The following is a 21,882-nucleotide window of genomic DNA, read 5'->3' as shown; positions in this document are numbered from 1 at the left end:
GTGGACCGAGGTTCCCAGCCCCGAGGCCCCGGACGCCAAGCTGAACCGCCCGGCTTCTGGGTCTTGGCGAACACGGCGGTGGCCAGGACGACGGTTTCGCCCATGGTGGCCAGAACGGCGCCGTCGGCTTGACGGGCGATACGACCGGTTTCGAGGACCAGCGTCTTGCCGCCCCACTCGATCGTCTTGCGCTTGATATCGAACATTTCGTTTCTTTCGGTTCCCGCGAGCGGATTCTCGTCGGGGCGGACAGGGGCGGACGGCTTACGGAAGCCGGCCCGATAATCCTCATCCATTCGACAGGCGGGTTTGAGGACGTGAACCCTCGGACGGACGAACGGTTCTGGCCTAGTTCCCCGAAAGGATAGAGCGAACCGCCTTGGGACCCCGACGAACGGCCTGTCTCGACCGCCGGGCTCCAAATACGCGATCCGCCGCCCTGCGTGAGCGGGGCGGCGGACCTAGTGCCTTAGCGACGCAGACCCAGCTTTTCGATCAGGGACTGGTAGCGAGCGGCGTCGGACTTCTTCAGGTGGTCGAGGAGCCGGCGACGCTGGGAAACCAGCTTCAGCAGGCCACGACGGCTGTGGTTGTCCTTCTTGTGCGTCTTGAAGTGCTCGGTCAGGTTCGAGATGCGTTCCGAGAGGATCGCGACCTGGACTTCAGCGCTGCCGGTGTCGCCTTGCGTGCGGGCGTGTTCGGCGATGAGCGCGCTCTTGCGCTCGATGGTGATCGACATCGGGTTGTCTCCGCTCAGGTGAGTTGGAAGACCCGCACCGGATTGAGCTTCCCGGCGCGCATCTCGCACAGGGCCACCAACCTGTCGCCGGACATTGCGGAAACGGTGCGATCACCGGGCGCGAGCTCGGTTTTCAGCGTTTCCACCTGCCTCGGGAGCAGGACGATGGCGCGTCCCTGTGCAAGCCGGAAGGCGTCTTCGTCGGTCACGGCCAACGCCGGGATGTCGTCCAGCGCGGTCTCGACCGGAAGCAATGCCTCCGACAGCCGGGCCTCATAGCTCAAATTCTCGAGAGTTTCCAGCGATATCGAGGAACGCTCGGTAAACCCGCCGACCCGGGTGCGGCGAAGCTCGGCGACGTGACCGCAGGTTCCCAGCGCCTTGGCCAGGTCGCGGACCACGGCGCGGACATAGGTGCCCTTGCCGCATTCCATTTCCAGGGTGACGTGGTCGGCGTCGGCTTGCTCCACGACCTTGAGGTCGAAGATGTTGACCTTGCGGGTCGCCAGCTCGAACTCGACGCCATCGCGGGCCAGGTCATAGGCGCGCTCGCCGTCGACCTTGATGGCCGAGAAGTTCGGCGGGATCTGGTCGACCTCGCCGATGAAGGCCGGCAGCGCGGCTTCCACCTGCTCGCGGGTCGGACGCACGTCCGAGGTCCCGGTGGTCTCGCCCTCGCGGTCCAGGGTCGTGGTGTCGCGACCCCAGGCGATGGTGAAGCGATAGGCCTTGTCGGCGTCCATCAGGAACGGGACAGTCTTGGTCGCCTCGCCGAGCGCGATGGGCAGGATCCCCGTCGCCAGCGGATCCAGCGTGCCGGCGTGGCCGCCCTTCTGGGCGTTGAACGCGCGGCGAACGCGCGACACGGCCGTGGTCGAGGTCAGGTCGTAGGGCTTGTCCAGGCACAGCCAGCCCGAAATGGCGTCGCCCTTCTTGCGGCGGGCCATGGACTAGTTCTCGTCCTCATCGTCACCGAGGACGTCGGCCAGGGTGCGGGTGTCCTGCTGGACGCGCGGGTCCAGGAACAGCTTGTCCATATAGGCGGCCGTGCCGAAGCTCTCGTCGTGGATGAACTTCAGGTCCGGCGTGAACTTCATGTCGATGCTGCGGCCCAGGCGGCCGCGCAGGAACTTGGCCACGCGGTTCAGGCCCTTGATGACCTCGGTGGTGTCCTCGCCGGTCAGGCCGGCGCCCAGCGGCTCGACGAAGCAGATGGCGTGCTTCAGGTCCGGGCTCATCCGCACTTCGGAAACGGTGACCGAGACGCCGGTCAGGGCCTCGTCGGCCAGTTCTTCCTCGCGGAGGATCTCGACCAGGGCGTGGCGGATCAGTTCGCCGGCGCGGAGCTGGCGTTGCGAGGGCCCCGTCAGGGCGCCCTTCTTGTTGTCGGCGTGGCGCTTCATGGCGCGATGTCCTTGCGGCCCGGCCGGCGGATCGAACGCCGGTGCGCGGGGAAAATCGGAAGGCGGGGTGTCTAGGCTCCTGAGGACGGAAAGTCCAGTGCGCAGGGCGTCGACACCCTAGCCCAAGACGCCTCCCCCAAATACATCCGTCTTCCCGGCGAAAGCCGGGACCCAGATCGGACCCAGGGCGCCTGCCGGATTGGCAAGCTCCGCAGGCGCATCATCCCAGGATGCTCAGGCTGGATCTGGGCCCCGGCTTTCGCCGGGGAGACGGGTCGTGGGAGCGCCAAAGGCTAAGCCCCCACTCTCTCCCTGAAGAACCCGATCACCTTATCCCGCGCCTTCATCGTCCCACTGTCCGGAACCGAACGGTGCAGGTGCAAGGTCAGCACCGAGTGCGGTTCCATCGGCACGCCGGGCGCGGCGTCCTCGTCGGCCAGCTCGACCACCTCGACCTTGTCGCCGAACTCGGCCTTGAGCCGTTCGATGCGGGCGTTCGGGACCAGCTTGTCGGAGGTGAAGCGCAGGGCCAGCAGCGACAGGTCCTCGTCCTTGAACCGCCGCTTGGCGCAGGCCAGTTCCGAGGCCGAGCAGTCAAGGCCGCCCTTGTCCTTCAGCGGCAAGGAGGGCTGGGACAACACCGGCGCGACCACCGAGGGCTCGGTCATCATCGCCAGGGCGAAACCGCCGGTGAAGCACATGCCGACCGCGCCGACGCCCTTGCCGCCGCAGTCCTCGTGGGCCTTGCGGGCCAGGGCCCGCAGCCAGTCGACGATCGGGCTGGAACGGCCGTCCTTCCAGACGCTGAATTCGCGCCGCACGCAGATGTTCTTGAGGATCACCCCGATGGCATAGGCGCGCGTCACCGGCTTGGCCGGCTTGCCGAACAGGCTGGGGCAATAGGCGGTGAGACCGGCCTGCGCCAAGTCGCGGGCGAAGGCCAGGACGCCCGGATGCAGGCCCGGAACCTCGTGAATGACGATCACCGCCGGCCCCGAGCCGATCCTGTAGACCTCGCGGCTCCACCGCCCGTCGTCGAAGTCGAAACGCTCGAACCCCGCCAGGACATCGTCAGCCATGCGCCCGCCCCTCTTTGTTTCGAGGAGGCTAGACCGGCGTTCCCTAGAACGCCATCGCCCGCTCCCAGACCGGCTTGGACTTACCGGGCGCCGGGCGCTCCGAGAGGTCGCCGGGCTCGAGCAGGAGGCGGATCTCGATCTCAGCCGAACCATCGGCCGGCGCGGGACAGCGGCGCACCCAGGCGGCGGCGTCCTCACGATTGTCGACATCGAAGACCCAGAAGCCGGCGACCGTGCGGCCGTCACCACTCACATCGGGCGCGGTCCGGGCGCCGCGGGCCGACAGCTTGGTGTGGTCGGCCACGCCGGCGCGCTCGAGCTCGGCGTCATAGGCCCGCATGGCCTGGTTCAGTTCCGGACCTGGCTCGGCCTCGACCTTCAGAAGCACCATGAAGCGCATGCGCATCTCCCGTTCCTCTCTTCAAAGACGCGGGAGGCCGGTCGGATGCGACACGACCGGAGAAAAATTCTTTTAGTTCGACGTGTCCGGGTGCTGCGGATTGTCGGTCCAGTTCTCCATCGGATCGGGCACGCGGTTCTTGGGCAGCCGCCATTCGCCGCGATACGAGAAGTCCAGCGTGCCGCACAGGCGCGCCTTTCCCTCGGCTTTCGGATCGTCGCCAAACGCCTGGATGCGCAGGTCGCGGCGGACGACGATGGTGCTGAACGACAGCCACAGCCGGGTCGAGCCCGGGCAGAAGGCGCGGACATAGACCTTGCCCTGGGCGGCCTTGGCGTCGACCTCGAACAGCATGGCGTCGGCGTCGACGCCGCTCATGGCCGAGAGGCCGCCAGGGCCGAGATCTCTCTGGCGGCCGTCCTTGAGCCGCGCCTCGGCCGGCACGCCGGTGGCCAGCACCTTGATCGGCCGACCGCCGCCCAGCAGGCCCTGGTTGAACAGGATCGTCACGCCCGCGCCGGTCAGCCGCTTGGCGTCCGGCGAGATCGGGTCGTACGAGAACATCCGCGTCTCGGCCCCGGCGGAACTCGCCGCCAGCAAGGCCAGGGCCACGCCCCCCCAGATGGCTGGCTTCATCGTCTGGCGTGCAGGTTCGCGGCTTGCGGATCGAAGCCCGACAGGCGCCAGCGGTCGCCTTCCAGGCTGAAGGTCATCATGCAGGGGCCGTCCTTCTTGGCCGCGCAGACCCGGCCGTCGCCGACGGGACGCAGGGTGCTGGCGATGGCGATGCGGCCCGGGATCGGACGGTCGGGCGTGTAGCCGTAATAGTTGGCGGCGGCGTGGAAGGTCTCGGGCCGGATCAGGGCCTCGCCCGCGACATCGGCCAGCGGCCCCGCCGCCAGGGCGGCCAGGGCCATGACGCCGTTGCTCTGCCCGCCGCGCTGACGGGCCTCTTCCATCAACCGGGACTCGATCTGGTGCTTCAGCGCCCGGCGGTCGACATGGGCGTCGAAGGTCGCCCGGTCGTTGTCGCGGATGGCGATCAGCAGAGCGTGCACGTCGCCGGCGGCGTCGTAACGGGTCGCGGTCGCGCAGGCCCCGAGCGAGGCGGCGACGGCGGTCAGGGCAAGAAGAACCTTGATGCGCATGGGGAATGGGTAGCCCCGGAATGGGGCGATTTCCAGTCTGGGTTGGAGAGGCCTTGGGCGCCTCTGCACAACACCAAACCCCTTATCCGCTCATGCCCACGAAAGCGGGACCCAAACAGAGCGTCAGAAACCTCTTCGCTAAAATACATCTCGTCATTCCCGCCCTTGTGGCGGGAATCCCTCTATCCGCCGCAGGTGCAGGAGGGGCGGACTGCTAAGCAGTCCGCTTGCGTCTCACGTGTCAGCTGAACCGGAGGTTCCCGCCAGAAGGGCGGGAATGACGAGAGAGAAAGGTAAGTCAGCTTGTATCCTCGCTTTCGCGGGCACAGGCGGCCTGGGGTTCAGACCCTCGAACGATCAGACGCAGGAAGACTTCGCCGTCTCCGATCTCGACTTCGAACTCATCGCCTTCGGAAGCGCCGACCTCTCTGAGCATTTCATCTGGGATCAGAACCGTCCCATCAGGTTCGACGTTCAGCAGAACCATCACAAACCACCCGCTCAGCAATGCAGATGGTCCCAGCGTCTTCCAGATAGGCGAAACGTCAAGCTCCCAAAAACAAAGGGCGCGGACCTTGCGATCCGCGCCCTCTAACTTTCGATCTGTGCGACCGGCTCTTAGTCGAGCTGGCGCTTGATCTCCTCGACGGTGAAGCACTCGATGGTGTCGCCGACCTTGATGTCCTGGAAGCCCGCGAACATCATGCCGCACTCCTGACCGACGGGGACTTCGTTGACCTCGTCCTTGAAGCGCTTGAGCGTCTGCAGGGTGCCCAGTTCCAGGACGACGATGTCCTGGCGGATGATCCGGACCTTGGCGCCCTTGCGGACCACGCCTTCGGTGACCTTACAGCCGGCGACCTTGCCGATCTTCGAGATGTCGAAGGCCTGCAGGACCTCGGCGTTGCCGAGGAAGGTTTCGCGCTGGATCGGGGCCAGCATGCCCGAGAGCACGCCTTTGATGTCGTCCAGCAGGTCGTAGATGATCGCGTAGTAGCGGATCTCGACCCCTTCGCGTTCGGCCAGGGCCCGCGCCTGCGCCGAGGCGCGGACGTTGAAGCCGATGACCGGCGCGCCGGCGCCCTTGGCCAGCATGACGTCGCTCTCGCTGATCGCGCCGGCGCCCGACAGGATGATCCGCGCGCGAACCTCGTCGGTGGCCATCTTGTCCAGCGAGCCGATGATCGCCTCGGCCGAACCTTGCACGTCGGCCTTGATGATCAGCGGAAGCTCTTTCAGCTTCTTGTCCTGCAGCTTGGCCATCATGTCGGCCATCGAAGCGCCGGCGCCCACCGGGGCCAGCGTCTTCTCGCGCTTCACGCGGATGCGGTACTCGGTCAGCTCGCGAGCGCGGGCTTCGTTCTCGACCACGGCGATGGCGTCGCCCGGCGAGGGCACGCCGTCCAGGCCGAGGATCTCGACCGGAGTGGCCGGACCGGCTTCGGTCAGCTGTTCGTTGCGCTCGTTGAGCAGCGCGCGGACCTTGCCCCACTGGCTGCCGGCGACGACGATGTCGCCGCGCTTCAGCGTGCCGCGGTTGACCAGCACCGTCGAGACGGCGCCGCGACCCTTGTCCAGCTTGGCCTCGATCACCACGCCGTCGGCGGTGCGGTCGGGGTTGGCCTTCAGGTCCAGCACTTCGGCTTGCAGCAGGATGGCGTCGAGCAGGTCGTCCAGGCCCGTGCGGGCCTTGGCCGAGACCTCGATGATCTGGGTGTCGCCACCCAGGCTTTCGACGACGATCTCGTGCTGCAGCAGCTCGTTGACCACGCGGGTCGGATCCGAGCCCGGCTTGTCCATCTTGTTGACGGCGACGATGATCGGCACGTCGGCGGCCTTGGCGTGTTTGATCGCCTCGATCGTCTGCGGCATGACGCCGTCGTCACCGGCCACCACCAGCACCACGATGTCGGTGATGTTGGCGCCGCGGGCGCGCATCGACGAGAACGCGGCGTGGCCGGGCGTGTCGAGGAACGTCACGCGCTGGCCGTCCTTCAGGCGAACCTGATAGGCGCCGATGTGCTGGGTGATGCCGCCCGCTTCGCCCGCCGCCACGTCCGTGGAGCGCAGGGCGTCGAGCAGGCTGGTCTTGCCGTGGTCGACGTGACCCATGATCGTCACGACCGGAGGCCGCGCTTCCATGTGATCGTCGTGGTCGTCCGCGCCGATGAAGCCTTCTTCGACGTCGGCTTCCGACACGCGCTTCACCGTGTGACCGAACTCGGTCGCCACCAGCTCGGCGGTGTCGTTGTCGATGACGTCGTTGATCTTCAGCATCACGCCCTGACGCATCAGGAACTTGATGATGTCGACGCCGCGCACGGCCATCCGGTTGGACAGTTCCTGCACGGTGATGACGTCGGGAATGACGACTTCACGCGCGACACGGGCCTGTTCGGCCACGCCGCCGCGGCGCTTTTCCTTTTCACGCTCTCGGGCCCGGCGAACCGAGGCCAGCGAACGCATGCGATCGGCGGAGTCCCCATCACCGGCCACGGCCTGGATGGTCAGACGGCCCTCACGGCGTTGCGGCGCGCCCTTGACGCGCGACACGGCCTTGTTGGGGGCGTTGGCGGCCTTGCGGCGATCGTCATCCTCATCCGGACGGCGGACTTCGCCGCCGGGACGCGGAGCCGAACGCATGGCGCGCTGGATTTCCGGAGTGGCCGGAGCCGAGGCCGGGACGCCCGGACGCGGACCGCGCGGACCACCGGGGCCGCCCGGGCCACGGGGACCGCCCGGCGCCGGGCGCGGGGCCAGGGCCGAATAACGAACGGTCTGCTGCGGACGGTCGCCTTGCGGACGATCGCCACGATCACCCTGCGGGCGGTCGCCACGATAGCCGCCGCGATCGCCCTGCGGACGATCACCGTCGGGACGCGGACCCCGAGGACGGTCGCCCTCGGGACGCGGCGCGCGCTGGCCGAAATTGGCGCCGGCGTCGGGACGCGGGGCGCGTTGGTTGAACGGGCGGTCGCCTTGCGGGGCCGGACGATAGGTCGTCGTGCTGGGACGATCGTCGCGGCGTTCGCGGCTGGGCTCGTAGGTGCGGGTCTGGCCCGGCGCGGCGGGACGGGCGTCCTGGCGCGGAGCCTCGGCGCGCGGCGCGGGGGCCGGAGCCTGGGCGACCGGACGCGGCGCGGCCGGAGCCGGGGTCACCGGCGCGGCGGGCGCGCTCGGCGCTTGAGCCGGGGCGGCGGCAGCGGCGGCCGCGGCGCGTTCGGCCGCGGCCTTGGCGGCGGCTTCGCGCTGAGCGGCTTCCTGGGCGGCGCGGGCGCGCGCCTCGGCGGCGGCCTGGTCGGCCGCCTGACGGGCTTGGTTCTCGCGAGCCGCGTCGACGACGCGCTGACGGGCGCGCAGTTCTTCCTGCGACAGGCCGCCGGCCGAACCACCGCCGCCGCCGCCGCTCGATTGCGGCTGCTGCTGCGGACGGGGAGCCGGGGCGTCACCATGGCGACGTTCAGCCGAAGACGGCGCGGCAAGATTGCCGGTCGCGGGGGCGTGAGGACGCGTCCGCTTGGTTTCCACAACCACCGTCTTGGTCCGGCCGTGGCTGAAGCTCTGCTTCACGACACCTGCGCTCACCGAGCCCTGGCGGGGCTTCAGCGTCATCGGGGGTCGATTGCCGTTACGGCCGTTTTCGTTATCGTCGCTCATGCGCTCGCTTGTACTTCCGCCAGGCGGTACCTGGCTAAAAAACCGATGTTTCCATGTGAGAAAGGGGCCTGGACGTACCTCCAAGAAGGAAGCGCGTTTCCCGACCCTTACCCACGAACGCGACCCGAATAGCCGCGCCCAACGTCAAAGATTCTAGAGCTTTTCCATCGCACCGGCGGTTCCCCGGTGGGATGCAAAAACCCTAGGCCTGCTACGATCGGCTGGCCAACCCGGGCGAACAGGCTCGCCCTTTTCCATAAAGACCCCATCGCCCGAGAGCGGGAGGCCTCTAGCCGTCCTCACGTCCGTTCGCCGACCATTCGGGAGGCAAAAGCGGGCGGAAACCTGACAATCGCTCGACATCCTGTGTCCAACGATCAACGCCGCGCCCGGCAAGGAGAGCGGTGTGTATCACATTCTCCCCGCCCAAGGCCAAACCCAATTCATCCGAATTGAATGCGCCCAGCAAACGGGGGGCTCTGGGGGCCTTGCGCGCGGCGGAAAGGATCTTTCGGCGACCGTCCTCGGCGCTATCCGAGGCCTCGATCAGCCAGGCGACGTTGCCCGTCCCCAGGGCCGCGACCACCTTTTCGTAGCCTGAGATAATGGTCCCGGCCTTCCGCGCAAGACCCAGGCTGTCCAGCACGCGCTTGGCCAGCAGGGCCTCGACCTGGTCGGCCAGGTCCGCGGGGACCGTGAGCTTGGTCTTGGCGGCCCGCGAGAACAGGCCCTTCTTGGCCGCCGTCGCGATCGAGTCCCGGTCGGCGCCGACCCAGATCCCGCGACCAGGCAGCTTGCGGGCCACGTCCGGAACCACCACCCCGTCCGGTCCCGCCACGAAGCGGACCAGGCGCGCCTCGTCCGTCGCCTCGCCCAGGACGATGTCCTTGCGCAGGCGGTTGGCTTCGGCGTGGGTCTTGGGGGCCTGATCCGTGGTCATGACGCTCAAATATTCCCCGTCTTCCCGGCGAAAGCCGGGACCCAGGTTCATCCTGAGCGTCAGCAGGGCTTCATCTGGGCCCCGGCTTTCGCCGGGGAAACGGAATTGGGGCGAAGGGCCTTAGGCCTCTTCGCCTTCGGCCGGGGCTTCCTCGGCGACGGCCTCCTCGGCCTCGCCTTCGAAGTCGCCAGCCTCGGCTTCCGGCTCGTATTCCGGCTCCGGCGGGGCCTCGACCCAGCCCATGATGATGCGGGCGCGCATGATCAGGGCCTCGGCGTCTTCCGGCGACAGGTTGAAGCTTTCCAGGATACCCGGCTCGCGCACGCGCTCGCCGCCCTTGTTCTCGAACCAGCCGCGCATGTCGTCGGGCACCAGGCCGGCGAAGTCCTCGACGGTCTTCACATCGCCTTCGCCCAGGGCCACGGCCATGGCCAGGGTCACGCCCTCGATGGCCAGGACCTCGTCCTGCACGCCCAGCTCGACGCGCTTGGCGTCCAGGGCGGCGGCTTCCTTTTCCAGGAACTCGCGGGCGCGGGCCTGCAGTTCCTCGGCGGTTTCCTCGTCGAAGCCTTCGATCGAGGCGACTTCGTGCGCTTCGACGAACGCCACGTCTTCCACCGCGGCGAAGCCTTCGGTGACCAGCAGCTGGGCGATAACCTCGTCGACGTCCAGGGCTTCCTGGAACAGGGCCGTGCGCTCGGTGAACTCGCGCTGACGGCGCTCGCTCTCCTGGCTTTCGGTCATGATGTCGATCTGCCAGCCGGTCAGCTGCGAGGCCAGGCGGACGTTCTGGCCGCGACGGCCGATGGCCAGCGACAGCTGCTCGTCCGGCACCACGACCTCTACGCGCTCGTCTTCCTCGTCCATGACGACCTTGGAGACTTCGGCGGGGGCCAGGCCGTTGACGATGAAGGTGGCTTCATCTTCCGACCACTGGATGATGTCGATCTTTTCGCCCTGCAGCTCGGCCACGACGGCCTGCACGCGCGAACCACGCATACCGACGCAGGCGCCGACGGGGTCGATCGAGCTGTCGTTCGAGATGACGGCCATCTTGGCGCGCGAACCCGGGTCGCGGGCCACGGCGCGGATCTCGATGACGCCGTCATAGACTTCCGGCACTTCCTGCGCGAACAGCTTGGCCATGAAGCCGCCGTGCGCGCGGCTCAGCATGATCTGCGGGCCCTTGGTCTCGCGACGGACGTCGTAGATGTAGGCGCGGATGCGGTCGCCGACATTGAAGTTCTCGCGCGGGATCGACTGGTCGCGGCGCATGATGCCTTCGCCACGGCCCAGGTCGACGATGACGTTGCCGTATTCGACCCGCTTGACGCTGCCGTTGACGATCTCGCCGACGCGATCCTTGTACTCGTCGAACTGACGCTCGCGCTCGGCTTCACGGACCTTATGCATGACGACCTGGCGGGCCATCTGGGTCTGGACGCGGCCGATCTCGAACGGCGGCAGGGCCTCTTCGTAGACCTTGCCGATCTCGGCGTCGCGCCAGGTGCGCTTGGCGATCGAGAACGGCATCTTGCCGATCTCGCCTTCCAGGTCGGTCTCGTCGGCGACGACTTCGATCACGCGCTTCTGCGTCGTCTCGCCCGTACGCGGGTCGATCTTGACGCGAATGTCGTGCTCGGCGCCGTAGCGGGCGCGGGCGGCCTTCTGCAGAGCGTCCTCGATGGCCTCGATGACGACTTCCTTCTCGATGCCCTTTTCACGGGCGACCGCGTCGGCGATCTGCAGGAGTTCAAGCCGGTTGGCGGCGATGCCGATGGCCATGGTCAGTCCTCTTCACTTTCGGACAGGTCTTCGTTGTCGGATTCAGATTTCAGACGGGCGGCCCGTTGCTTGGCCCCCCGATCCATCAGGGCGTCGGTCATAACGAGCTTGGCGTCGATGATCCACGCGAAGGGGAAGTAGACGGTAACGTCGTCCTCGCCCTCGATGTTCAAACCAACCTGGTCGTCCTCGACGCCGGCCAGTTCGCCCTTGAAGCGCTTGCGGCCCTCGGCCACGCGGTCCAGCTCGATGCGAGCCTCCAGGCCGGCGTAGTCGTCGAAGTCCTTCAGGCGGGTCAGCGGGCGGTCGATGCCGGGGCTCGAGACTTCCAGCGTATATTCGCCGGCGATCGGATCGGCGGGATCCAGCACCTCGGACAGGCCGCGCGACAGGCGGGCGCAGTCCTCGACGTTCATGTCGCCGCCGCTGCCGTCTTCCTGTAGCGGATGTTCGGCCATGATCTGCAGGCGGCGCTGCTCGGCCCCGCCCATCAGGCGAAGGCGAACGATCTCGTAGCCGAGGCTCTCGGCGACGGGATCGAGCAGCTCGATCAGATCACGGTCTTCCTGCGTCTTGCCGCGCACGGTTCTCTCAATTCTCAGGGCCGTCAGGCTTTGCTGCCGATCGGCCAAACAAAAAGCGGCAGCCTTTCGGCCGCCGCTCGAAAGCGCCATCTAGCGCTAACGGACGATGTAGGACGCTTTATAGGCGAACAGTTGGGCGCTGTCGACTCGCGGAGACGGAAATCTCCCGATCCGGCTTTCGCACCGCAGCACTAATCGCCTATAAGCCAGCCCGCGCAGGCCGCCTCCCCGCGGTCCTCAACAAGACGAAGAGTCACAATGGACCTCTCCAAGATTCCGACCGGGGCCAACCCGCCTTACGATCTGAACGCCATCATCGAGATCCCGCAGGGCGGCGAGCCGGTGAAGTACGAGATCGACAAGGAAAGCGGCGCCCTGATGGTCGACCGCTTCCTGCATACGGCCATGTTCTATCCGGCCAACTACGGCTTCATCCCCCACACCCTGGCCGATGACGGCGACCCGGCCGACATCATGGTCGTGGGCCCGACCCCGGTGGTGCCGGGCGCGATCATCCGCTGCCGCCCGATCGGCACCCTGATGATGGTCGACGAAGCCGGCTCGGACGAAAAGATCCTGGCCGTGCCGGTCGACAAGCTGCACCCGTTCTACACGGGCGTGTCCAGCTGGCGCGACCTGCCGACCATCCTGACCGAGCAGATCGCCCACTTCTTCCAGCACTACAAGGATCTGGAAAAGGGCAAGTCGACCAAGATCACCGGCTGGGCCGACATCGAAGAGACCGCCGACATCATCCGCGCGGCGATCAAGCGCTACAACGAGACCTACTAAGTCTCTTTTCTTGGTCAGCCTTTTTATCCAATCTGATCGAGCCGATCAGATTGGAAAGGCTTCCGGTGGCCAGGATCGATCTCACACTGCGGATCATCCTGGCCGACCCACCGCCCGGCGTGGTCTTTTCCAAGCAGGACGCCAAGAACCACCCGGTCGATCCGGTGCGTTCAGAAGGCGACCTCTCCTTCGACATCCCGATCACCCTGACCCCGACGCCCCAGGGCCCGCGTCCCGGCGGCGGCTTCGTGCGCAACGACAGTCGGGGACGGTTCGTCTACATCGCCTCGGGCGGACAGGCGGGCGATTGCCGGACCGAGTGGTCGCGGCGCATCAAGATCTATCTGAACGACCTGCCGGCAGACCTGGTCGGCGGCGAGGTGCTGGCGGCGACCATTGCCGGCCGCGCCAAGGACGGCGGCCCGGCCTGCGCGACCGTGCCGCTGCTCCAGGGCTGGACCCGCGTCACGCCGCCATGAGCGCTGGCCCGCGCAAGTTCAGGCGCTCCTGCACCGCCCCGACGTAGCTGGGCCCCACCGGCACCGCCGCGCCGTCGCGCAGCACCAGCGAGATCAGGCCCCGCCCGGCGCGATTGACCGCCTTGACCCGCTCGGGATTGACGAAGGCCGAGCGGTGCACCCGCATCATCCGGCGCGGGTTCAGCTGCTGCTCCAGCGTGTTCATGGTGATGCGATGGATGTGCCGGCGCGTGGCCGTGTGCAGCAGGACATAGTCCTTGGCCGCCTCGATCCAGTCGATCTCGCTGATCGCCACGCGCACCTGGCCGTGACGGCCGGGCACCCACAGGCCTTCGAGTTCATCGCTGGGCTCGGGCTCCGGCATGGGCGCTGGCGCCTGGGCGTTCATGGTCAGGATCATCGGCGCGCGGGGATCGGCCAGCAGGATGGCGATCCCGCCCTGCTCGGCCAGATCCGTCAGGCCCAGGCCCGTCATGACGCGCGACAGCGCCTGGCGCAGGTCGCGATAGGCCGGATCCCACGGGTCGTGGGCGACAGCCCGGTTGATGAAAGGCGCGGCAGACATAGGCTCTCCTCTCGGCGTCCGCCTCAGGGCGCCGACGGTGGTTGTTGGAGCCACGGATTTCGCCGCGACCCCCGCTGATGGACAGGATGTCGAGCCGATGATTGCCTGATGAAACGCCGATGACGGCGTACGAAACGGCAGTCGGTGTCTACTCAACCCCTCAGTGATGAGACGCTGAATGCTAGTTGGCACAAAATGTGTCAATCGAAATCAGGCACAAAATGTGCCCGATTCCATTACAAATTCGACAGACCGAGGGTCTTCAGATCCGAACGAAGTCCAGGAACACCGGCGCGCAGTCGCCCAGTTTCTTTTCCTCGTAACGCGTCGTGACGTGGTCGGCCGGGATCGCGTTGCGGTCGGCGTCAGCCTCGGCGAAGCGGAAGTTCGGGTCGGCCAGCACCCGCTCGGTGGTCCACTCGCCATAGTCGGCCCAGTCGGTCGCGAAGCGCAGGGCCGCGCCCGGCTTCATGACGCGGGCCAGGCGAGCGACGAATTCCGGCTGGATCAGGCGGCGCTTGTTGTGACGGGCCTTGTGCCAGGGGTCGGGGAACATGATGAACACCCGGTCCAGGCAGGCGTCGGGCAGCCAGTCGACCACATCGCGGGCGTCGCCCTCGTGGACGCGGACGTTCTTGAGGGCCTGCTCCTCGACGTGACGCACGGCCGAAGCGACGCCGTTCACGAAGGGCTCGGCGCCGATCACCAGGGTCTCGGGATGGCGGCCGGCCTGGGTCGCCATGTGCTCGCCGCCGCCGAAACCGATCTCCAGCCACACGGCCTTGGCGGCCGGCATCAGGTCCAGCGGCTGGAACGGGCCCTGCGGCACGGCGATCTCGGGCAGCAGGGTGTCGAGCAGGGCCTGCTGGCGCGGCTTCACCGGGCGCGACTTCAGACGGCCGAACGAGCGCAGCGGGCCATGGGGTTGGGTCGGATTGGTCATGGGGCGCTGTTTAGAACCGTCATCGGGAAAAACAAAATCCGCCTTCCTAGGCCTTGTGCCTAGGACCCATGGTCGCGCCAGGTTGAGCGGTCCAGAAAGCAAACCGCCGGCGTTGCGGATCTCTGTCGAGCGCAACGCCGGCGGAAAGATGGATCCTAGGCACCAGGCCTAGGAAGGCAGGTTTGGAATAACGGAACGGACCGTTACGCCAGGCCCTTCAGCTCGCTCACAAGGTCGGTCTTCTCCCACGAGAAGCCGCCTTCGTTGTCCGGCGTGCGGCCGAAGTGGCCGTAGGCGGCGGTGCGGGCGTAGATCGGACGGTTCAGCTGCAGGTGCTCACGGATGGCGCGCGGGGTGGCGCCGCCGATCAGCTGCGGCAGGATCTTTTCCAGCACGGCCGGATCGACCTTGCCGGTGCCGTGCAGGTCGACGTGGAACGAGACCGGCTGGGCCACGCCGATCGCATAGGCGATCTGGATGGTGCAGCGATCGGCCAGGCCCGAGGCCACGACGTTCTTGGCCAGGTAGCGGCAGGCATAGGCGGCCGAGCGGTCGACCTTGGTCGGATCCTTACCCGAGAACGCGCCGCCGCCGTGCGGGGCCGCGCCGCCGTAGGTGTCGACGATGATCTTGCGGCCGGTCACGCCAGCGTCGCCGTCCGGACCGCCGATCTCGAAGCGACCGGTCGGATTGACCAGCCACTGGGTCTTCTTGGTGATCAGGCCGTCCGGGAAGATCGGCAGGATGTGCGGCTTGATCAGGTCCAGCACGCGCTTGGAGGTCGCGGCCTTGCCGTCGATCTTCTTGGCGTGCTGGTGGCTGACGACGATCGACACGACGCGCGTCGGGCGGCCGTTGCCGTCATACTCCAGGGTCACCTGGCTCTTGGCGTCGGGCTCCAGCTCCTTCAGCTCGCCGCTGTGACGCAGCTCGGCCAGGCGCTTGAGGATATTGTGGCTGTACTGCAGCGTGGCCGGCATCAGCTCCGGGGTCTCGGTGCTGGCGTAGCCGAACATGATGCCCTGGTCGCCGGCGCCCTCGTCCTTCTTCTCGGTGGCGTCCACGCCCTGGGCGATGTGCGCCGACTGGCCGTGCAGGAAGTTCGAGTACTTCGCCTTCTGCCAGTGGAAGCCCTTCTGCTCGTAGCCGATGTCCTTGACCGCGGCGCGGACCTTGGGCTCGAGCGAGGCCAGGATGTCCTTGGTCAGCTGCTTGTTGGCCTTCTTGTCACCGTCCGGCTTGCCGGCGCGGACTTCGCCGGCCAGCACGATGCGGTTGGTGGTGACCAGGGTTTCGCAGGCCACCCGGGCTTCGGGATCGACCGACAGGAACGCGTCGACGACGGTGTCGCTGATGCGGTCGGCGACCTTGTCGGGATGGCCTTCGGAAACGCTCTCGCTGGTGAAGATGTAGGACGAACGGCTCAAGAGACAGCTCCGGTCAGGCAGGATGCGCGCAGGCGTGCGGGCGCCCAGTGTGGCGTCCAGTTAGACCAGAACCATATAAAGATATGTTTATGCGATCAAGGCGAGAGAACCTGCGCCCGTCTTTAGCGCCGTTTAGTCCTCGTCGGCGCCGGCGGCGGCCTCTTCCTCGGCCATCGAGCGGACCAGCTCCAGGATCCGGCGACGCACCTTGGACCGGCTGATCTTGGGGAACAGGGCGGCCAGTTCCAGGCCTTCCGAGGTCATCAGGAAGTCGTGCACGAACGGCTCGCCGGCGTCGGCCACGCCGTCACCGGCCGGATCGGCCAGGCCCTCGAAGAAGTAGCCGACCGAGGACTGCAGGCTCTTGGCGATCTCGTACAGCTTGCTGGCGCTGACCCGGTTGGCTCCGCGCTCGTACTTCTGGATCTGCTGGAAGGTCAGCCCCAGGTCCTCGGCCAGCCGCTCCTGGCTGACGCCCAGGATCTTGCGGCGCATGCGGATGCGGGCGCCCACATGCAGGTCGACGGGATTGGGGTGACGCTCGGCGTCGGACGACTCGCTCATGCCTACGCTTGATAGCTGAAATTGCGGTTTTAATTCAGCCTAAGTCTTGCACGCTTGCAATAGAAGAAAAGGACTTACCCCTCGGCCGGCGAACTGACGCAACCGCAGATATCAGTAGAAGCGCGAAAAACGCAGAATCACCGAAGTTGTCGAAGGGTGTAACCCCACCCTTACCTGGTATAGCGGTGTCGATCACTCCACTTTTGCCTAGATCCAGGCGCGTTCCCGGGACGATTCGACCGTGGGCGTCGATGACAGCGCTGACTCCCGTGGGCGTCGCCCGCAGGATCGGCTTGGCGCTTTCGATGGCGCGGTAGCTGGCCAGATTGAGGTGCTGCAGCGGGCCCGACGTGACGCCGAACCAGGCGTCGTTCGAGACATTGATCAGCACCCGGACGTCTTTGTTGGGCTTGGCCAGGCCCGGAAACAGGCTCTCGTAGCAGATCAGCGGCTGGGTCAGCAGGCCGTCGCCGACCTTCAGCGGGATAGGGCGCGGGCCGGTGGCGAAACCGTCCCCGAGATGGGCCAGGCTCTTGAAGCCGATGGCGGTCAGGAACTTGTCGGCCGGCAGGTATTCGCCGAATGGCACCAGGCGGTGCTTGTCGTAGACGCCCACGACCTCGAGATCCGTCGCCGTGCGCTTCAGGGCGATCAGGCTGTTGTAGTAGGTCGGGCTCTGGACGGGCCCCTCATAGCGATAACCGCCGATCAGCAGGGTCTGGCCCGGCTGCAGGCTGTCGAGGATCGCCTGCCGCACCCAGGTTCCAGGCGCCATGTAGTCGTTGATCGCCGCCGGCAGGGCGCCCTCGGGCCAGACCACCAGGTCGGCGGGCTTGCCAGCATAGGGCTTGGCCGTCAGCGAGACATAGGCCTGGACGATCTGGGCGAAGCGGGCGGCGTCCCACTTGGCGTCCTGCTGGATATCGGCCTGGACGATGCGCACCGTGACGGGCGCCCCCTCGACCAGCGGCCGCGACACCGCGAAAGCCCCGTAGCTAGAAATAGCGACAAGGCCGGCGACCGCCGAACCCAGGGCGATCTTCCCCGCCCTGCCCTCGCGCCACACCGCCGGCGCGGCGGCGATGGCCAGGGTGATCCAGGTCAAGCCATAGGCGCCGACCACCGCCGCGAACTGCGACGGCCACGAGCCCGCCCGCCAGGTCTCGCCCGGCAGGTTCCAGGGAAAGCCGGTCAGCACATGACCGCGCAGCCACTCCAGCGCGCCGAAGGCGGCGGCGAAGGTCAGGACGCGCCAGGCACTGGCCGGCCGCACAAGGCGATAGAGCAGACCCGCCAGACCCCAGAACAGCGCCAGGCCCGCGGCCATGGCCGAGACGGCGAACGGCGCCATCCAGCCCTGGTTGGCGGCGTCGACCATGAAGGCCTCGCCGATCCACCAGGTGCCGAGACCAAAGTAGCCGACACCCGCCAGCCACCCGCGCCAGAAGGCAGAGCGCAGCGGCTTCTGGGCATGGACGTCGTCGAGCAGATAGAGCAGGCCGGCATAGCCCAGCAGGCCCGGCAGCACGCCGAACGGCGGATGGGCCAGGGCGGCGGCCAGGCCGGCGAGCAGCGCCAGCAAGGGCCCGCTCCAGGCCTTCGCGCGGAAGCTGGTCCAGGCCGTCACGAAGCCGCGACGTCCCCAAAAGCCGACTCAGCCGCCGGTTCGCGCGCGGCCTCCGGCGACGGGCCGCCGCGCATCCGCACCCGGCGCACCCGGCGCGGATCGGCCTCGACCACCTCGAACTCGTAGCCGTCGGGATGGGCGATCACCTCGCCCCGCTGCGGCACGCGGCCGGCCAGGGCCACGACCAGGCCGGCGACCGTGTCGATGTCCTCTTCCATGTCGGAGGGGGCCAGGCTGGCGCCGACGGCGGCTTCCAGCTCTTCCAGCGGCGCGCGGGCCTCGGCCTCGAAGATCCCGCCGGGGCGGGCGACGATGGCGACGGCGGCGGCGTCATCGTGCTCGTCGTCGATCTCGCCGACCACCGCCTCGATCAGGTCTTCCATCGAGACCAGGCCGTCGGTGCCGCCGAACTCGTCGATGACCAGGGCCATGTGGATCCGGCTGGTGCGCATGCGAAGCAGCAGGTCGGCGGCCTTCATCGAAGCGGGCACGTACAGCGCGTCGCGGCGCAGCTTGTGCAGCACGACGTCACCTGGGGCCGGCCGCTTCTCATCGTTTGAGAGCAGACGGAAGATGTCCTTGACGTGGACCACGCCGACGGGGTCGTCGAGGGTCTCGCGATAGATCGGCATCCGCGAGTGCTCGGCCTCGGTGAACTGGGCCACCACCGCCTCGAACGGCGCGGAAAGCTCGACGGACACGATGTCGGCGCGTGGGGTCATCACGTCGGCCACCCGCAGGGTCTGGAAGGCCTCGGCCTGGTCGACGATGTCGACCGCGCCGGTCGCGGGCGGCGCTTCGGGCGGCCGAACGGGCTCGCCGCCGCCGGTCAGCTGCCGGCGCATACGTCGGAGAAACGCCCGCACGCCCCGGCTTCGTCGAACCGGAACGGCGGGCTGTTGACTAGGCTCGTCGCTGGGCATGGCCCGTGTCAGCGCCCCTCTTCATCACCGGCATAGGGATCCGGAACGTCCAGACCCGCCAGGATTTCGCGTTCGAGCGCCTCCATGGCTTCCGCCTCGTCGTCGCCCTCGTGGTCGTATCCTAGGAGATGAAGCACGCCATGCGCCACCAGATGTTGCAGGTGGTGCCCCAGGGGCTTGCCCTGCTCGGCCGCTTCCCGGGCGCAGACGCCATAGGCCAGGGCGATATCGCCGATCTGGCCTTCCGGATTGGGCGGCGAGGGGAAGGACAGGACGTTGGTCGGCTTGTCCTTCTGGCGGAAGTCGCGATTGAGGGCCTGGACGCTGTCGTCGTCGGTCAGCAGGATCACGATCCCCTGCCCTTCGATGTCCTCATGCGCGTCCAGCACGGCCTGGGCGGCGCGCCAGACCAGGGCCTCGGTTTCGGCTTCCGCCGTCGTCCAGGCCTCGTCCTCGATCTCGATGTCTACGGTAATGGTCATTTAGCGGGGAGTACTCTGCGCCGCGTCCGCGTCATAGGCCTTAACGATACGCTCGACGAGCGGGTGGCGCACCACGTCCGAAGACGTAAAGCGCGACACTGCCACCCCCTCGACGCCATCCAGGATCGAGACGGCATGGGCCAGGCCGGAGTCGCGCGGGTTCATCAAATCGACCTGGGTCGGGTCGCCGGTGACGACCATGCGGGCGCCCTCGCCGATGCGGGTCAGGACCATCTTCATCTGCAGGCGCGAGCAGTTCTGCGCCTCGTCGACGATGACGAACGCATGCGCCAGCGTGCGGCCGCGCATGAAGGCGATCGGGGCGACCTCGATCTCCAGCTTCTCACGGCGGCGACGCAATTGGTCGGCGCCCATGATGTCGGTCAGGGCTTCCCAGACCGGAGCCATGTAGGGGTCGACCTTCTCGTTCAGGTCGCCCGGCAGGAAGCCCAGCTTCTCGCCGGCCTCGACGGCGGGACGGGTGACGATCAGGCGATCGACCTCGCCGCGCATCAGCATGCCAGCCCCATGGGCCACGGCCAGGAAGGTCTTGCCGGTGCCGGCGGGGCCCAGGCCGAAGACCAGCGGATGGGTGGCCATCCGCTCCAGGTACTGGGCCTGGCTCTTGGTCTTGGGCGAGACATTGCCCTTGCGCACCGCGCGGGGCGAGGCCTGGCCGCCGGTCTCGTGGGCGCTGCCGATGGCGATACGGACATCGGCCTCGACCACCTCCTCGCCGTCGTCGGCGCGAGCGGCCAGGGTCTGCAGAACACGTTTCGCGCCGGTGCGGCCGCGGGCGTCGCCGGTGATGGTGACGCCGCCGCCGGGAGTTTCGATGAGCACCTTGAAGGCGTCCTCGATCAGGGCGGCGTGGCGGCCCGACGGACCGGTAACGGCGACGACGGCGTCGTCGGACAGCGGCAGGAATTCAGGCGTACGGCTCAAGCGGTCTCCAAATTAAGCAAGGAGGGTGGGGCGGGATAGGTTTCCAGAACACCCCCCAGGCTCATCTTGGCGGCGCTCTCGATACGGACAGGCACGATCGTACCGATCAGGCTTTCGGGGCCTTCAGCATGCACGGCCTGCAGATATGGGCTGCGACCCACGACCTGGCCAGGGTGGCGGCCCGCTTTCTCGAACAGCACCGGCATGACCTTGCCGACCTGGCTAGCGTTGAAGGCGCGCTGCTGCTCGTCCAGCAGCTGGTTCAGGCGCTCCAGGCGCTCGGCCTTGACCGCTTCGTCGACCTGACCGGGCATGGCCGAAGCCGGCGTCCCAGGACGCCGCGAATACTTGAACGAGAAGGCGCTGGCGAAGCCGACCTCGCGCACCAGCTCCAAGGTCTTGTCGAAATCGCCATCGCGCTCGCCGGGGAAGCCGACGATGAAATCGCCGCTCATGGCGATGTCCGGACGGGCCGCGCGGATCTTCTCGATCAGCTTCACATAGCTCTCGGCCGTGTGGTCGCGGTTCATGGCCTTCAGGATCTTGTCGCTGCCCGCCTGCACCGGCAGGTGGAGATACGGCATCAGCTCCGGCAGCTCGCCGTGGGCCTCGATCAGGTCCTCGCCCATGTCGCGCGGGTGGCTGGTCGTGTAGCGGATGCGGTCCAGGCCATCGATCTTGGCCAGCTGGCGCACCAGCTTGGCCAGGGTCGAACCGTCACCGTCATAGGCGTTGACGTTCTGGCCCAGCAGGGTGACCTCGCGCACGCCGGCGCCGGCAAGGCGCTTGGCTTCTTCCACGATGTCATTGACCGGCCGCGACCACTCGCCGCCGCGGGTATAGGGCACCACGCAGAAGGTGCAGAACTTGTCACAGCCCTCCTGCACGGTCAGGAACGCGGTGACCCCGGTCACGTGGCGCTCGGCCGGCAGGGCGTCGAACTTCTCGTCGGCGGCGAAGTCGGCGGCCAGGCGCTCGCCGGTCGCCCGGTGGGCGCGGGCGATCAGCTCGGGCAGCTGGTGATAGGCTTGAGGCCCAACGACCAGATCCACCGCCTTCTGGCGATGCATGATCTCCTTGCCCTCGGCCTGGGCCACGCAGCCGGCCACGGCGATGGTCATGCGACCGCCGTCCTGGGCTTTGCGGTCCTTCATCTGCTTGATGTAGCCGAGCTCGGAATAGACCTTCTCGGTGGCCTTCTCGCGGATGTGGCAGGTGTTCAGCACCACCAGGTCCGCGCCTTCGGGGTCATCCACGACGCCATAGCCCAGCGGACGCAGGACATCGGCCATGCGCTCGCTGTCATAGACGTTCATCTGACAGCCGTAGGTCTTGATAAAGAGGCGCTTTTGCGGGGTCTCGCTCATCCGCGAGGTTATGGGGGCGGGGCGGGCTCGGCG

At 67.4% G+C, this 21,882-nt stretch carries 24 protein-coding genes; 2 read left to right on the top strand and 22 right to left on the bottom strand.

Annotated features, from left to right (window positions below; genetic code table 11):
* From J7528_RS21900 to rimP, 13 genes are all read right to left on the bottom strand, one after another.
* Positions 1-206 (bottom strand): hypothetical protein (locus J7528_RS21900; RefSeq protein WP_291878959.1); only part of this gene is annotated, 206 nt, incomplete at its 3' end.
* Between the two features lie 263 nt (positions 207-469).
* Positions 470-739 (bottom strand): 30S ribosomal protein S15, encoded by a 270-nt coding sequence (gene rpsO / locus J7528_RS21895; RefSeq protein WP_291878957.1) that lies wholly within the window; start codon positions 737-739, stop codon positions 470-472.
* A 14-nt stretch (positions 740-753) separates the two neighbouring features.
* Positions 754-1,686, bottom strand: a complete 933-nt coding sequence (gene truB, locus J7528_RS21890; protein WP_291878956.1) for a tRNA pseudouridine(55) synthase TruB — start codon at positions 1,684-1,686, stop codon at positions 754-756.
* Positions 1,687-1,689: 3 nt separating this feature from the next.
* Complete coding sequence (gene rbfA / locus J7528_RS21885; RefSeq protein WP_291878954.1) at positions 1,690-2,142, bottom strand: 30S ribosome-binding factor RbfA; 453 nt, start codon at positions 2,140-2,142, stop codon at positions 1,690-1,692.
* A 293-nt stretch (positions 2,143-2,435) separates the two neighbouring features.
* Positions 2,436-3,221 carry a dienelactone hydrolase family protein gene (locus J7528_RS21880; protein ID WP_291878952.1) on the bottom strand — a complete coding sequence of 262 codons (786 nt, stop codon included), beginning with the start codon at positions 3,219-3,221 and terminating at the stop codon, positions 2,436-2,438.
* A gap of 43 nt (positions 3,222-3,264) precedes the next feature.
* Entirely contained in the window at positions 3,265-3,621 is a 357-nt protein-coding gene (locus J7528_RS21875; protein ID WP_291878950.1) for a YciI family protein, read from the bottom strand.
* A 72-nt stretch (positions 3,622-3,693) separates the two neighbouring features.
* Positions 3,694-4,257, bottom strand: coding sequence for a hypothetical protein (locus tag J7528_RS21870; RefSeq protein WP_291878947.1), 564 nt, complete (start codon positions 4,255-4,257; stop codon positions 3,694-3,696).
* A complete protein-coding gene (locus J7528_RS21865; protein ID WP_291878944.1) occupies positions 4,254-4,769 on the bottom strand; it encodes a DUF2939 domain-containing protein in 516 nt (171 codons plus the stop codon). Before J7528_RS21865 ends, J7528_RS21870 begins: the two co-directional genes overlap by 4 nt.
* A gap of 298 nt (positions 4,770-5,067) precedes the next feature.
* Positions 5,068-5,256 (bottom strand): hypothetical protein, encoded by a 189-nt coding sequence (locus J7528_RS21860; RefSeq protein ID WP_291878941.1) that lies wholly within the window; start codon positions 5,254-5,256, stop codon positions 5,068-5,070.
* A 131-nt stretch (positions 5,257-5,387) separates the two neighbouring features.
* Positions 5,388-8,426: a translation initiation factor IF-2 gene (infB, locus tag J7528_RS21855; RefSeq protein ID WP_291878940.1), complete on the bottom strand. Its 3,039-nt coding sequence runs from the start codon at positions 8,424-8,426 to the stop codon at positions 5,388-5,390.
* 289 nt (positions 8,427-8,715) lie between these two features.
* Positions 8,716-9,366, bottom strand: coding sequence for an RNA-binding protein (locus J7528_RS21850; RefSeq protein ID WP_291878938.1), 651 nt, complete (start codon positions 9,364-9,366; stop codon positions 8,716-8,718).
* Between the two features lie 120 nt (positions 9,367-9,486).
* A complete protein-coding gene (nusA, locus tag J7528_RS21845) occupies positions 9,487-11,151 on the bottom strand; it encodes a transcription termination factor NusA (RefSeq protein ID WP_291878935.1) in 1,665 nt (554 codons plus the stop codon).
* A gap of 2 nt (positions 11,152-11,153) precedes the next feature.
* Positions 11,154-11,735, bottom strand: a complete 582-nt coding sequence (gene rimP / locus J7528_RS21840) for a ribosome maturation factor RimP (protein ID WP_291878933.1) — start codon at positions 11,733-11,735, stop codon at positions 11,154-11,156.
* A 258-nt stretch (positions 11,736-11,993) separates the two neighbouring features.
* On the opposite strand from rimP, the gene ppa reads away from it, so the two are divergent.
* Positions 11,994-12,527, top strand: a complete 534-nt coding sequence (gene ppa / locus J7528_RS21835; protein ID WP_291878929.1) for an inorganic diphosphatase — start codon at positions 11,994-11,996, stop codon at positions 12,525-12,527.
* 65 nt (positions 12,528-12,592) lie between these two features.
* Positions 12,593-13,006, top strand: coding sequence for a DUF5990 family protein (locus J7528_RS21830; RefSeq protein ID WP_291878926.1), 414 nt, complete (start codon positions 12,593-12,595; stop codon positions 13,004-13,006).
* Here the strand turns inward: J7528_RS21830 and J7528_RS21825 are convergent.
* From J7528_RS21825 to miaB, 9 genes are all read right to left on the bottom strand, one after another.
* A complete protein-coding gene (locus J7528_RS21825) occupies positions 12,993-13,571 on the bottom strand; it encodes a LytTR family DNA-binding domain-containing protein (RefSeq protein ID WP_291878924.1) in 579 nt (192 codons plus the stop codon). The two genes, J7528_RS21830 and J7528_RS21825, sit on opposite strands and share 14 nt — an antisense overlap.
* Before the next feature lie 262 nt (positions 13,572-13,833).
* Positions 13,834-14,514 (bottom strand): tRNA (guanosine(46)-N7)-methyltransferase TrmB, encoded by a 681-nt coding sequence (gene trmB / locus J7528_RS21820; protein WP_291878921.1) that lies wholly within the window; start codon positions 14,512-14,514, stop codon positions 13,834-13,836.
* Between the two features lie 203 nt (positions 14,515-14,717).
* A complete protein-coding gene (metK, locus tag J7528_RS21815; RefSeq protein WP_291878918.1) occupies positions 14,718-15,941 on the bottom strand; it encodes a methionine adenosyltransferase in 1,224 nt (407 codons plus the stop codon).
* 132 nt (positions 15,942-16,073) lie between these two features.
* Positions 16,074-16,505, bottom strand: a complete 432-nt coding sequence (locus J7528_RS21810) for a helix-turn-helix transcriptional regulator (protein WP_291878915.1) — start codon at positions 16,503-16,505, stop codon at positions 16,074-16,076.
* A 34-nt stretch (positions 16,506-16,539) separates the two neighbouring features.
* Positions 16,540-18,132, bottom strand: coding sequence for an apolipoprotein N-acyltransferase (gene lnt, locus J7528_RS21805; protein ID WP_291878913.1), 1,593 nt, complete (start codon positions 18,130-18,132; stop codon positions 16,540-16,542).
* Positions 18,129-19,055 carry a hemolysin family protein gene (locus J7528_RS21800; RefSeq protein WP_291878910.1) on the bottom strand — a complete coding sequence of 309 codons (927 nt, stop codon included), beginning with the start codon at positions 19,053-19,055 and terminating at the stop codon, positions 18,129-18,131. Before J7528_RS21800 ends, lnt begins: the two co-directional genes overlap by 4 nt.
* An 8-nt stretch (positions 19,056-19,063) precedes the next feature.
* Complete coding sequence (gene ybeY / locus J7528_RS21795) at positions 19,064-19,519, bottom strand: rRNA maturation RNase YbeY (RefSeq protein WP_291878961.1); 456 nt, start codon at positions 19,517-19,519, stop codon at positions 19,064-19,066.
* A gap of 18 nt (positions 19,520-19,537) precedes the next feature.
* Positions 19,538-20,482 (bottom strand): PhoH family protein, encoded by a 945-nt coding sequence (locus J7528_RS21790; RefSeq protein ID WP_291878907.1) that lies wholly within the window; start codon positions 20,480-20,482, stop codon positions 19,538-19,540.
* Positions 20,479-21,849: a tRNA (N6-isopentenyl adenosine(37)-C2)-methylthiotransferase MiaB gene (gene miaB / locus J7528_RS21785; RefSeq protein ID WP_291878904.1), complete on the bottom strand. Its 1,371-nt coding sequence runs from the start codon at positions 21,847-21,849 to the stop codon at positions 20,479-20,481. The genes J7528_RS21790 and miaB overlap by 4 nt, the downstream gene beginning before the upstream one ends.
* Positions 21,850-21,882: the final 33 nt, after the last annotated feature.

Source organism: Caulobacter sp. (genome assembly GCF_017744445.1).
In the GTDB taxonomy this organism is placed as follows: Bacteria; Pseudomonadota; Alphaproteobacteria; order Caulobacterales; family Caulobacteraceae; genus Caulobacter.
Note: the sequence above shows the minus strand (reverse complement) of the source record. Positions and strands in the feature narration are given on the sequence as shown.